Here is a 13,061-nt window from a genome sequence, read left to right as displayed (position 1 = left end):
CTGACAAGGCCCTATCGCGGGGCAAGCCCGCTCCCACCAGAGCCCTGCCGAGTACGCGTGGGAGCGGGCTTGCCCCGCGATAGGCCTCCCGGACGAACGGCCCCTTGCCAATCCGCTGGCAACCCGCCATAACCAACCCATGAACCTCCCCGCCCACCAACACCCGGTGCTCGGCCTGTTCCACCCCGCCGTCGCCACCTGGTTCCGCCAGCGTTTCGCCACGGTCACCGAGGCCCAGGCCGGCGCCTGGCCGCTGATCCACGCTGGCCAGTCGATGCTGCTGGCCGCGCCGACTGGCTCGGGCAAGACCCTCAGCGCCTTCCTCGCCGTGCTCGATGAGCTGTTTCGCCAAGGCCTGGCGCACAACGGCGAACTGCCAGCACAGACCCAGGTCGTCTACGTCTCGCCACTCAAGGCGCTGTCCAACGACATCCGCCTGAACCTCGACGCGCCGCTCGAAGGCATCGGCCGGCAGCTCGAACAGCTTGGCCTGAAGGCCCCGCGCATCACAACCGCCGTACGTACCGGCGACACCCCGCAGAAGGAGCGCGCGGCCATGCGCAAGCTGGCGCCGCATATCCTGGTGACCACGCCGGAATCGCTCTACGTGCTGATGGGCTCGGCCTCGGGCCGCGAGGGGTTGGCCAACGTGCACACAGTCATCGTCGACGAGATCCACGCGCTGGCCGGCAACAAGCGCGGCTGCCACCTGGCGCTGACCCTCGAGCGTCTGCAGGCCCTGGCCGGCCGACCGCTGCGACGCATCGGCCTGTCCGCCACCCAGCGCCCGGTAGAGCGGGTGGCGCGGTTCCTGGTCGGGCATGAACGCCCCTGCGCCATCGTCGATATCGGCCATGCCCGCCATCGTGACCTGGCCCTGGAAGTGCCACCCGTGCCGCTGGGCGCGGTGATGGCCACGGATGTCTGGGAGCTGGTCTACGACCGCCTCGCCAGCCTCGCCCGCGAGCACCGCACCACCCTGGTATTCGTCAACACCCGGCGCCTGGCCGAGCGCCTGACCCGCCACCTTGGCGAGCGCCTGGGCAACCACGCCGTGGCCGCGCACCACGGCAGCCTGGCCAAGGAACATCGCCTGGCCGCCGAGCAGCGCCTCAAGGGCGGCGAACTGCAGGTGCTGGTGGCCACCGCCTCACTGGAGCTGGGCATCGATATCGGTGAGGTCGACCTGGTCTGCCAGATCGCCTCGCCGGGCTCGATCGCCGCCTTGCTGCAACGGGTCGGGCGTTCCGGCCACCAGGTCGACGGCGTGCCCAAGGGGCGCCTGTTCCCCACCTCGCGGGACGATTTGATCGAATGTGTCGCCCTGCTCGACTGCGTGCGCCAAGGCGAGCTGGACGAATTGCACATCCCCGAGGCGCCACTGGATGTATTGGCCCAGCAGATCGTCGCCGAAGTCAGCAACCAGCCCTGGGACGAACGGGCGCTGCTCGACCTGTTGCGCCAGGCCAGTCCCTACGGCCAGCTCGACGAAGGCCACTACCAGGCCTTGCTGCGCATGCTCGCCGAGGGTTTCAACGGCCGCCAGGGCATCCGCAGCGCCTACCTGCACCGTGATGCGCTGAACCACACCCTGCGCGGGCGGCGCGGCAGCCAGCTGACCGCCCTGACCAGCGGCGGCACCATCCCGGAGACCGCCGACTATGCGGTGCTGCTCGAACCCCAGGCGCTGAACATCGGCAGCGTCAACGAAGACTTCGCCGTGGAGAGCATCGCCGGCGATATCTTCCAGCTGGGCAACGCCTCCTATCGCATACTACGGGTCGAACCTGGCCGGGTACGGGTCGAGGACGCCCACGGCCTGCCGCCGACCATCCCGTTCTGGCTGGGCGAGGCGCCAGGTCGCAGTGACGAACTGTCCGCCGCAGTGGCCCGCCTGCAGCAGCGGATCGACCAGCAATTGCAGGCCGGCGACAGCCAACAGGTGCGCGCCTGGCTGCAAACGGCCTACGCCCTGGATGAAGGCTGCGCAGAGCAACTGCTCGACTACCTGGGCCGCACCTGGCAGGTACTGGGCGCCCTGCCCTCGCAGCAGACGCTGGTGATGGAGCGCTTCTTCGACGAATCCGGCGGCACCCAGCTGATTATCCACTCGCCCTACGGCAGCCGGATCAACCGTGCCTGGGGCCTGGCCCTGCGCAAGCGCTTCTGCCGCACGTTCAATTTCGAGTTGCAGGCGGCGGCCAGCGAGGACGCCATCGTGCTGTCGCTATCCACCAGCCACAGCTTCGCGCTGGACGAGGTATGGCGTTACCTGCACAGCCGCACGGCCGAACCGATCCTGGTCCAGGCCCTGCTCGATGCGCCGCTGTTCGGCGTGCGCTGGCGCTGGAACGCGGCGGTAGCGTTGGCCTTGCCGCGCTATGTGGGCGGACGCAAGGTGGCGCCGCAGATCCAGCGCATGAAGAGCGAGGACTTGGTGGCCGCCGTGTTCCCCGACCAGATCGCCTGCCTGGAGAATATCGTCGGCGAGCGGCAGATCCCCGACCACCCGCTGGTGCAACAGACCCTCGACGACTGCCTGCACGAGGCCATGGACAGCGAGGGCTGGCTGGCATTGCTGCGGCGCATGGAAAATGGCGAGGTACGCCTGCTAAGTCGCGACCTGCCGGCCCCTTCGCCGCTGGCTTCGGCCATCCTCAACGCCCGGCCCTACACCTTCCTCGACGACGCGCCGCTTGAAGAGCGGCGTACCCAGGCCGTGCTCAACCGACGCTGGAACGACGTGCACAGCGCCGACGACCTGGGTGCGCTGGACGGCGACGCCATCGCCGCGGTTCAGGCCGAGGCCTGGCCGCGGGCAAACAACGCCGACGAAATGCATGAGGCGCTGATGAGCCTGGGCGCCATTACCCAACCTGAAGTAGAGGGCAATCCCGGCTGGCCGCAACTGCTGCTGCAACTGGCCAAGGCAGGTCGCGCCTGTCATCTGGATGCCGGGGAGCGACGCCTGTGGTTCGCCCGCGAGCGCCTGCAGGCAATGCTGATCCTGTATCCCGACGCACGCCCGCACCCGGACGTTGCGGTGTTGCCGGGCTTCGCCGACCCGCCCGACCTCGACACGGCCCTGGTCGAGTTGCTGCGCGCACGGCTCAGTGGCTTCGGTCCATTGACCCTGACCGAGATCGTCAACCCGCTTGCACAGCCGGCGGGTAATGCCGAACAGGCCCTGGCCCGCCTGGAAGGCGAAGGCTATGTGATGCGTGGCCACTTCAGCCCAGGCCAGACTGGCCTGCAGTGGTGCGAGCGGCACCTGCTGGCACGTATCCACCGCTACACGGTCAAGCGCCTGCGCCAGGAAATCGAGCCGGTCAGCCTGCAGGACTTCATGAGGTTTTTGTTCGACTGGCAGCACCTGGGTGGCGAAGCACGCCTGCGCGGGCCGCAGGCGCTGGGCGAAGTGCTCGCCCAACTGCAAGGTTTCCCCGCCGCCGCCGGTACCTGGGAAAGCGACCTGCTGCCGGCTCGTATCAAGGACTACAGCCCACACTGGCTGGACGATGCCTGTCGCAGCGGCCAGTGGGCCTGGAGCCGGCTGGCCTCGACACAGTCAGCCAGCACCCTGGCCAGCACGCCCCTGGTGCTGCTGCCCCGCGAGCACCAGGGGCTGTGGCGCAGCCTGGCGCCCACAGCCGACCTCGAACAACTGGGCGCACGCGCACGGCGGGTAATGCAGACGCTGCAGGAACAAGGCGCCTTGTTCTTCGATGAACTGGCCCATGAGGCCCACCTGCTACCCAGCGAGCTGGAGACAGCCCTGCAGGAACTGGTAGGTTCCGGCCTGGCCAGCGCCGATGGTTTCAGCGGCCTGCGCAGCCTGATCACACCCGCGGCCAAGCGCACTTCACGCAACAGCCGCCGCGGCCATCCTGCGCTGTCGAGCAGCATGGTCCACGCCGGACGCTGGGCGCTGTTGCGTCGTTCGAGCATTGCAGTGGACGCAGACCTGCGCCTGGAACATGTGGCCCGCAGCCTGCTGCGCCGCTATGGCGTCATGTGCTGGCGCCTGCTGGAACGCGAAAGCGACGTGCTGCCGTCGTGGCGGGACCTGTTGCGCTGCTACCACCGCCTCGAGGCCCGCGGCGAAATCCGTGGCGGGCGCTTTATCGCCGGGCTGGCGGGTGAGCAGTTCGCCTTACCTGAAGCCGTGGGGCTGTTGCGCCAGGTGCGCAGACGCACGCCACAGGGCGAGCTGGTGGTGGTCAGCGGCTGCGATCCGTTGAACCTGGTGGGTACCTTGTTGCCGGGGGCCAAGGTACCGGCGGTGGCGGGTAACCGCGTGCTGTACCGGGAGGGTGTCACGGTGGCCACTCGGGTGGCGGGGCGATACCAGTTTCTGATCAAGGCGTCGGCGACCGAGCAGGAGCAGTGGCATCAACAGCTGTTGCGCCAGACGCCGCCCCTGTAGGAGCGGCTTCAGCCGCGATCACCCGCAAAGCGGGTGCCACACTCAGCGCAGCCTGCTTCGCGGCTAAAGCCGCTCCTACACCTGGAAACCGGCGAAGCGCTTGTTGAACCCGGCCACCCGGCCTTCGACCGTGGTCTTGCGCTGCTGCCCGGTGTACACCGGATGCGAGGCACTGGACACATCCAGCGCCACATAGGGGTAAGTCTGACCGTCGCTGTGCATCTGGGAGCGATCTGTCTCGACGGTCGAGCCGATCAGGAAGAACACATCGGCGGCAGTGTCGTGAAACAGCACGGGGCGATAGGCGGGGTGGATACCAGCTTTCATGGGGTCAATCTCCTGCGAGCAATAGTTACTTTATAACATATCTCATTGCGAATGATTTTCGATACCCCAATTTTCATTTTTCTCGTCCGCCCCACGCTGGCATAGCGGCGCCCAACCGGGCTATGGTCGGGCTTTGCCCCAGGCCCCTGAGCCTGACCGAGCCATTCGCAAGGACACCGTATGAGCCTGTCACTCCTCAGCCGTTACGCCTTCTTCGCCGCCTGCGTGCTGTTCACCCTCGCCAGCCTGCCGTTCCTCACCCACGACTGGTTGTGGCCGTTCACCCTGACCACCGGGGTGCTCAGCCTGATCGGCGTGTTCGACCTGCTGCAGCAACGCCACGCGGTCCGCCGCAACTACCCGATCCTGGGCAACATCCGCTACCTGGTCGAGGGCATCCGCCCAGAGATCCGCCAGTACCTGCTGGAATCCGACAGCGACGCCCTGCCCTTCTCCCGCGCCCAGCGCTCGCTGGTCTACGCCCGGGCCAAGAACGAAGCCTCGGACAAACCCTTCGGCACCCTGATCGACGTCTACGAGTCGGGCTTCGAGTTCATCGGCCACTCCATGCGCCCGGCGCCGTTGGCCGACCCGGCGAGCTTTCGCGTCAGCGTCGGCGGCCCGCAGTGCACCCAGCCGTACTCGGCATCGATCTTCAACATCTCGGCCATGAGCTTCGGCTCGCTCAGCGCCAACGCCATCCGTGCCCTCAACCAGGGCGCCAAGCTGGGCAACTTCCACCACGACACCGGCGAGGGCAGCATCAGCCCCTACCACCGCGAACACGGCGGCGACCTGGTCTGGGAACTGGGCAGTGGCTACTTCGGCTGCCGCACCGCGGACGGCCGCTTCGACCCCGAGCGCTTCGCCGCCCAGGCGCAGAACCCGCAGGTGCGGATGATCGAGATCAAGATGAGCCAGGGCGCCAAGCCCGGCCATGGCGGCATCCTGCCCAAGCACAAGGTGACCCGGGAAATCGCCGAGACCCGTGGCGTCATGATGGGCGAGGACTGCATCTCGCCATCACGCCACAGCGCCTTCTCGACCCCGATCGAAATGATGCAGTTCATCGCCCAGCTGCGTGAACTGTCCGGCGGCAAGCCGGTGGGCTTCAAGTTCTGCCTGGGCCACCCGTGGGAATTCATGGGCATCGCCAAGGCCATGCTGGAAACCGGCATCCTGCCCGACTTCATCGTCGTCGACGGCAAGGAAGGCGGCACCGGCGCCGCCCCGGTGGAGTTCACCGACCATATCGGCGTGCCGCTGCGTGAAGGCCTGCTGTTCGTGCACAACACCCTGGTCGGCCTGAACCTGCGCGACAAGATCAAGCTCGGTGCCAGCGGCAAGATTGTCAGCGCCTTCGACATCGCCAGCGTGCTGGCCATCGGCGCCGACTGGGCCAACTCGGCGCGTGGCTTCATGTTCGCCATTGGCTGCATTCAGTCGCAGAGCTGCCACACCAACAAGTGCCCGACCGGCGTGGCCACCCAGGATGCCCTGCGCCAGCGTGCGCTGGTGGTGCCGGACAAGGCCCAGCGAGTGCTCAACTTCCACCACAACACCCTGCGCGCCCTGGCCGAAATGCTCGCCGCCGCGGGCCTGGAGCATCCGGCGCAACTGGAGGCCAAGCACCTGGTGCGGCGGATCTCGGCCACCGAGATCAAGCTGTTCTCGCAGATGCACGTGTTCCTCAAGCCGGGCGAGTTGCTGACTGGCGAGGTCAATGGGCAGTTCTATTCGCGGATGTGGCAGCTGGCCCGGGCCGATAGTTTCGAGCCGCATAGCGAGGTGGCGGCCTGATCGATCACAGGGGCCGCTTTGCGGCCCTTTCGCGGCACAAGGCCGCTCCTACAGGGGGACGCATAATCCCTGTAGGAGCGGCCTTGTGCCGCGAAAGGGCTGCGCAGCAGCCCCCGCTATTTCAGCTTGTCAGCGCCTGCGCCTCTTTCGGCGCCAGACGGAAGCTGTAGTACAACGCCGTCAGCAGCACCAGGAACGCCGGGCCGATATACAGGGCCACGCGGGTATCCTCGAAGTACGCCATCAGCCCCACCACCAGCACCAGGAACGCCAGCGCCAGGTACGAGCTCAACGGCCACAGCCACATGCGGTACTTCAGCGCGTTGCGCTCGGCAGTGCTCAGCCCGGCGCGGAACTTCAGCTGCGCCAAGAGGATCATCACCCAGGTCCAGATCGCGCCGAAGGTGGCGATCGAGGTCACCCAGACGAACACCTTCTCCGGCACCAGGTAGTTGGCCAGCACACCCAGCAGCAGCGCGGCGATCGACAGCAGCAGCGCGTTGCGCGGCACGCCGCTTTTCGAGGTGCGGGCGAAGGTGGCCGGGGCCTGGCCGTTCTGCGCCAGGCTGTAGAGCATGCGCCCGGTGCTGAAGATGCCGCCGTTGCACGACGACAGCGCGGCGGTGATCACCACGAAGTTGATGATGCCGGCGGCGGTCTTGATGCCCAGGCGCTCGAAGGTCATCACGAACGGGCTGCCCTGGCTGCCGATCTCGTTCCACGGGTAGATCGACAGGATCACGAACAGCGCGCCCACGTAGAACAGCAGGATGCGCCAGAACACCGAGCCGATGGCCTGGGGGATGGTCTTCTGCGGGTTGCGCGCTTCGCCGGCGGTCAGGCCGATCATTTCCACGCCCAGGTAGGCGAACATCACCATCTGCAGCGACATCAGCACGCCGGTCACGCCGTTGGGCATGAAGCCGCCGTTGCTCCACAGGTTGGAGATGCCCATGGCCACGCCGTCGTTACCGAAGCCGAAGGCGATGATGCCGATACCGCCGAGCACCATGGCAATGATGGTGACGATCTTGATCAGGGCGAACCAGAACTCGAACTCGCCGAATGCCTTGACCGCGATCAGGTTGATCGCGCCCATGCTGCCCAGGGCCATCAACGCCCAGATCCAGCGCGGCACGTCGGGGAACCAGATGCCCATGTAGATGGCCACCGCGGTGATCTCGGCGACACAGGTCACCAGCCACAGGAACCAGTAGTTCCAGCCCGTGAGGAAGCCCGCCAGGGGGCCTAGGTAGTCCTGCGCGTAGCGGCTGAAGGAACCTGCCACCGGGTTGTGCACGGCCATCTCGCCGAGGGCGCGCATGATCACCAGGATGGCCAGGCCACCGATAATGTAGGAGAGCATGATGGCGGGGCCGGCCATTTCGATGGCCTTGGCCGAACCCAGGAACAGGCCGACGCCGATACAGGCGCCAAGGGCCATCAGACGGATGTGCCGTTCGCCCAGCTCGCGCTTGAGCGGGCCGCCCTGGACGGACTCGTCGTGGGCAGGATGGTTGCCGACTGGCATAGCAATACAACCTCATTTTGTTATTGGATTTGACCTTCGTGCAGCACCGGCCGCGCCGATAGGCGGGGCGTCGTCTCGCCAGGCCGCCTTGTGGGCGGGCCTGTCCACCGGGCGCGGGGCGTCGGCGGGTCGAAGGGGGCGAGCAGTATAGGAAGCCACTTGCAGGGCTTTTCACTATATACAGTGGGATATTTGGCGAGAATTCTCGGCAAAAAGCCCTTTACCGGAGGGGCATTCTGGCCTCGCTCCGCCCATGCACAGGAATGGGGCAGCTACATTAACAACATTGCCGAAGAATGGAAGTCGCACCAAAGGCGCATGTTCATACGCGATTGCTCGAAGCTTCTTACAAATTTTTCACCAAACTGGGCCAGCGTCTAAGCTTCAGACAAGTAACGCGAAAACACCTGGCCGGACTCAAGACTATGGGCGCACTGTGGCAATCGGAACCAACCGGAACGGAAGCACCCAAAGCACCTCAGGCTGAAGCCCCCTTGCCCAAGACCCCACGTCAGCGCCGCCTGTGGTGGCGCCTGATCCTGCTCATCCTGTTGATCGGGCTGGTCGCGGTGGGCCTTGCCGCTTATGACGAGTTCCAGACCTCACGCCTGCAATCGCGCGAGTTCAGCCGTCTGGCCGGCACCCTCACCTACGCCCTCGAGCCCGGCCCGAGCGATGCCATCGTCTACCCGGGCGAGGGTCCCTTCGACAGGCGCCTGGGCTACAGCGCCCTGGGCGAGTTCCTGCCACGGCTGCTCAAGCGCGACTACCTGATCAACCAGCAGGTGCGTTTCTCCCCGGCGCTGATGAACTACGTCGATCACGGCCTGTTCGTGCCCTACGTGGAGAAGATCCAGGCCGGCCTGTCGATCACCGACTGCCGCGGTGACATGCTCTATCAGTACAACTACCCGCAGCACCTGTACCCGAACTTCGCGGCGATCCCACCGGTGATGGTCAACAGCCTGCTGTTCATCGAGAACCGCGACCTGCTCGACCCGAAAGACCCGCAGAACAACCCGGCGGTGGACTGGCCGCGCTTCGCCAAGGCCGCCTACAGCCAGGTGGCCAAGTACCTGGCGCTGCCCGGGCAGTCGGCCGGCGGCAGCACCCTGGCCACCCAGCTGGAGAAGTACCGGCACTCGCCGGACGGGCTGACCGTCTCGGGCGCGGAGAAGATCCGCCAGATGATTTCCGCCAGCGTGCGCGCCTACCAGGGCGGCCCGGACACCACCGAGGCCCGCGAACGCATCGTGCGCGACTACCTCAACAGCGTGCCGCTGTCGGCGGTACCCGGCCACGGCGAGGTGCACGGCATGGCCGAAGGCCTGCGGGTGTGGTACGGCGCCGACTTCGACCAGGTCAACCAGGCCCTCACCTCCACCGCCAGCGATGAAAAGAGCATGGCCGAACGCGGCCTGGCCCTGCGCCAGGTGCTGTCGCTGATGATCGCCCAGCGCCGCCCCTCGCACTACCTGTCCAAGGGCCGCATCGAGCTGGCCGAGCTCACCGATTCGCACATCCGCGTACTCGCCGCCAACGGCATCATCGAGCACCCCCTGGCCGACGCCGCCCTGGCCAGCAAGGCGGTGTACCGCGACTGGGTGGCCCAGCCGACCATCGTGCCGATCATCACCAACAAGGGCATCAGCCTGGCCCGCAACCGCCTGGCGGCCATGCTCAACCGGCCGCTGTACGACCTCGACCGCCTCGACCTGTCGGCCACCAGCACCCTGCAGGCCGACCTGCAAGTGCAGGTCAGCCAGTACCTGAAAAACCTCGCCGACCCGGAGTTCGCCGCACAGATCGGCCTGATCGGCGAACGCCTGCTCACCGCCAAGACCACCGACCAGGTGAGCTACAGCTTCACCCTGTTCGAACGCACCGCCGACGGCTCGCGGGTGCGGGTGCAGACCGACAGCACCAACCAACCCTTCGACATCAACGAAGGCAGCAAGCTAGAACTGGGCTCCACCGCCAAGCTGCGGGTGCTGACCACCTACCTGGAGATCATCGCCGAGCTGCACGACAAGTACGCCGGCAAGCCGGCGGCCGAGCTGAAGAAGGTCCCGGTGGCCGAACTCGACCGCATCACCCAGTGGTCGCTGGAATGGCTGATGCAGAACAGCAAGAACCAGAGCCTGGACGCCATGCTCGACGCCGCGCTCGAACGCAAGTACTCGGCCAACACCGGCGAGGCCTTCTTCACCGGTGGCGGCATGCATGTGTTCAACAACTTCCGCAAGGAAGACAACAACCGCAATCCGACCCTCAAGGATGCCCTGCGCGAGTCGATCAACCTGCCGTTCATTCGCCTGATGCGCGACATCGTGCGCTACGTCACCTACCAGCAGCCGTTCAACCGCGAACCGCTGCTCAGGGACGACAGCGACCCGCGCCGCCAGGAATACCTGGCGCGCTTTGCCGACCGCGAAGGCTCCAACTACACCATGCGCTTCTGGAAGAAATACCAGCGCAAGACCTCGCAGCAGCGCCTGGACACCTTCCTCGACAGCCTGCGCGTAACCCCGCAGCGCCTGGCTGCGGTGCACCGCTACCTGTTCCCCGAGGCCGGCCAGGAGACCTTCAACGCCTTCGTCCGCGCCCACAGCAAGGAAGACAAGAAGGCCATGGCCAAGCTCACCGACGGCCGCCTGGTGGAGATGTACGAAGCCTACGGCCCGGGCAAGTACGACCTGCCCGACCAGGGCTACATCGCCAAGGTCCACCCATTGGACCTGTGGCTGCTCGGCTACCTGCTGAAGAACCCCGGCGCCTCGCTCAAGGACGCCCTCAACGCCAGCCGTTTCGAGCGTCAGGAGGTCTACAGCTGGCTGTTCAAGAGCCGCCACCAGGGCGCCCGCGACAGCCGTATCCGCACCATGGTCGAGATCGAGGCGTTCACCGACATCCACCAGCGCTGGAAGCGCGTCGGCTACCCGTTCGACCACCTGGTGCCGTCGCTGGCCACCGCCATCGGCAGCTCCGGCGACCGCCCGGCGGCGCTGTCCGAACTGGTCGGGATCATCCAGAACGACGGCGTGCGCCTGCCCACGCTGCGCATCGACACCCTGCACTTCGCCCAGAACACCCCCTACGAGACGCAGTTGATCAGCGACCCGGACCGTGGCCAGCGGATCCTCCCGGTGGAAGTCGCCCGGGCGCTCAAGGGCGCCATGTCGCAGGTGGTCGACGCCGGTACCGCACGGCGCATCTCCGGCAGCTTCAAGCTGCACGACGGCACCCCGCTGGTGATGGGCGGCAAGACCGGCACCGGCGACAACCGCATCGAAAGCTTCGGCGCCGGCGGCCGGCTGATCGGCTCGCGTTCGCTGAACCGCACCGCGACCTTCGTGTTCTTCCTCGGCGACAACCACTTCGGCACCCTCACCGCGTTTGTCCCGGGGCGCTCGGCCGAAGCGTTCAAGTTCACCTCGGCATTGCCGGTGCAGGTGCTCAAGGGCATGGCGCCGATCCTCATGCCGTACCTGGAGCCGGGCAACCCCACCGCCTGCAAGGCGCCGCAGGTGGCGGGCCAGTCCTGAACTATCAAAAAATTAGATGATAATCATCTGCATTTGAAGGCTTGTCTTTAGATATATCTTGAGTAATATCTTGAGATATATCTTAACAGACGGAGCCCTTCCCCATGCGTGACCACGACCCCTTCGAACGCCGCCCCGGCCGCGGCGAACGTGGCCCGCGGGTGTTCGCCCCGGGCGACCTGAAGCTGCTGATGCTGTCGATGCTGGCCGAGCAACCCGGCCACGGCTACGACCTGATCCGTCAGATCGAGACCCTCTTCGACGGCAGCTACAGCCCCAGCCCCGGGGTGATCTACCCCACCCTCAGCTACCTCGAGGAAGCCGAGCTGGTCACCGGCGCCATCCAGGGCAGCAAACGCCTCTATGCCATCACCGCTGCCGGCCGCAGTGCCTTGCAGGAACAGGCCGTCGCCCTCGACGGCGTGCGCATGCGCATCGAGGTGAGCAAGCGCGCCCTGCGCGGCCACGACCGCCCGCCGGAAATCCACGAAGCCGTCGGCAACCTGCGCCACGCGCTGCACATGCACAGCGGCCGCTGGACCAGCGAAGAGATCGAGCGGGTGCGCAACCTGCTCAACGACACCGCCAAGGCCATCGCCTCCGGGCCGGCCACCCCCGTTACGGAGAACACCCCATGAGCGACACTATTCATCGCGTCAATCACGAGATCCGCCAGCGCCGTCTCGAAGTGCTGCGGGTCACCGACCTCACCCCGCGCATGCGCCGCATCACCCTCGGTGGCGCGGAGCTGGCCGGTTTCACCAGTGTCGGCACGGACGACCACATCAAGCTGCTGTTTGCCTGCAGCCCCGAGGAACAACAGGCCATCGACGCGCGCAACCTGGGTCGCGACGGCGGCGCCCGGCCGACCATGCGCGAGTACACACCACGGCGCATCGACCTGGTGAACAACCAGCTGGATATCGATTTCGTCCTGCATGGCGATGGCCCCGCCTCCACCTGGGCAGCCCAGGCCGCGCCCGGCCAGACCTTGGACATCGCCGGCCCGCGGGCCTCGATGGTGGTGCCGGATATCTTCGACAGCTACCTGCTGATCGGCGACGAGACGGCAATCCCGGCCATAGCCCGGCGCCTGGAGGAACTGCCGGCGGGCCGCCAGGTGCTGGCGGTGATCCAGATCGAGGACGAGCAGGAGCGCCAGGCGCTGACGAGCAAGGCCCAGGTCGAGGTGATCTGGGTGCGTCGGCACCAGGAGGATGTGCTGGAGCGGGTCAAGCACCTGGCGTTGCCCCAGGGTCGGTTGTATGGCTGGGTGGCGCTGGAGAAGGCACTGACCCGCCAGGCCAAGGCGCTGCTGCTGGAGAAAGGCGTGCCCGAGGATGCCCTCAAGGCTGCGGCTTACTGGCGAGCTGACGGTACCGCCGACGACGAATGATCGGGATCTGCACACCCCGGTGTAGGAGCGGCCTTG

Annotated in this window: 7 protein-coding genes; 5 read left to right on the top strand and 2 right to left on the bottom strand. The window is 66.4% G+C overall.

Annotated elements, in window-relative coordinates; translation table 11 throughout:
* Positions 1–139: 139 nt before the first annotated feature.
* On the top strand, positions 140–4,426 hold the full coding sequence (locus tag POF53_RS23700) for a DEAD/DEAH box helicase (protein ID WP_232855789.1): 4,287 nt from the start codon (positions 140–142) through the stop codon (positions 4,424–4,426).
* A 75-nt stretch (positions 4,427–4,501) separates the two neighbouring features.
* Here the strand turns inward: POF53_RS23700 and POF53_RS23695 are convergent, their stop codons facing one another.
* Entirely contained in the window at positions 4,502–4,753 is a 252-nt protein-coding gene (locus POF53_RS23695) for a type B 50S ribosomal protein L31 (RefSeq protein WP_203647775.1), read from the bottom strand.
* A 180-nt stretch (positions 4,754–4,933) separates the two neighbouring features.
* Between POF53_RS23695 and POF53_RS23690 the strand changes: the two genes are divergently transcribed.
* A complete protein-coding gene (locus POF53_RS23690) occupies positions 4,934–6,553 on the top strand; it encodes an FMN-binding glutamate synthase family protein (protein ID WP_203647776.1) in 1,620 nt (539 codons plus the stop codon).
* Positions 6,554–6,674: 121 nt separating this feature from the next.
* On the opposite strand, the gene POF53_RS23685 is transcribed toward POF53_RS23690, so the two are convergent.
* Complete coding sequence (locus POF53_RS23685; protein ID WP_232855788.1) at positions 6,675–8,084, bottom strand: amino acid permease; 1,410 nt, start codon at positions 8,082–8,084, stop codon at positions 6,675–6,677.
* 494 nt (positions 8,085–8,578) lie between these two features.
* Between POF53_RS23685 and POF53_RS23680 the strand changes: the two genes are divergently transcribed.
* From POF53_RS23680 to POF53_RS23670, 3 genes are all read left to right on the top strand, one after another.
* Positions 8,579–11,629 (top strand): transglycosylase domain-containing protein, encoded by a 3,051-nt coding sequence (locus POF53_RS23680; RefSeq protein ID WP_498969691.1) that lies wholly within the window; start codon positions 8,579–8,581, stop codon positions 11,627–11,629.
* A 104-nt stretch (positions 11,630–11,733) separates the two neighbouring features.
* Positions 11,734–12,267 carry a PadR family transcriptional regulator gene (locus POF53_RS23675; RefSeq protein ID WP_203647779.1) on the top strand — a complete coding sequence of 178 codons (534 nt, stop codon included), beginning with the start codon at positions 11,734–11,736 and terminating at the stop codon, positions 12,265–12,267.
* Positions 12,264–13,025, top strand: coding sequence for a siderophore-interacting protein (locus POF53_RS23670; protein ID WP_232855786.1), 762 nt, complete (start codon positions 12,264–12,266; stop codon positions 13,023–13,025). The genes POF53_RS23675 and POF53_RS23670 overlap by 4 nt, the downstream gene beginning before the upstream one ends.
* Positions 13,026–13,061 lie beyond the last annotated feature (36 nt).

Source organism: Mitsuaria sp. RG, from assembly GCF_028369275.1.
Classification (GTDB): Bacteria; Pseudomonadota; Gammaproteobacteria; order Pseudomonadales; family Pseudomonadaceae; genus Aquipseudomonas; species Aquipseudomonas peradeniyensis.
Note: the sequence above shows the minus strand (reverse complement) of the source record. Positions and strands in the feature narration are given on the sequence as shown.

Coding starts and splice junctions, on each gene's coding strand:
- POF53_RS23695 (WP_203647775.1), bottom strand. CDS start 4,753: ATGAAAGCTGGTATCCACCCCGCCTATCGCCCCGTGCTGTTTCACGAC.
- POF53_RS23700 (WP_232855789.1), top strand. CDS start 140: ATGAACCTCCCCGCCCACCAACACCCGGTGCTCGGCCTGTTCCACCCC.
- POF53_RS23675 (WP_203647779.1), top strand. CDS start 11,734: ATGCGTGACCACGACCCCTTCGAACGCCGCCCCGGCCGCGGCGAACGT.
- POF53_RS23690 (WP_203647776.1), top strand. CDS start 4,934: ATGAGCCTGTCACTCCTCAGCCGTTACGCCTTCTTCGCCGCCTGCGTG.
- POF53_RS23685 (WP_232855788.1), bottom strand. CDS start 8,084: ATGCCAGTCGGCAACCATCCTGCCCACGACGAGTCCGTCCAGGGCGGC.
- POF53_RS23670 (WP_232855786.1), top strand. CDS start 12,264: ATGAGCGACACTATTCATCGCGTCAATCACGAGATCCGCCAGCGCCGT.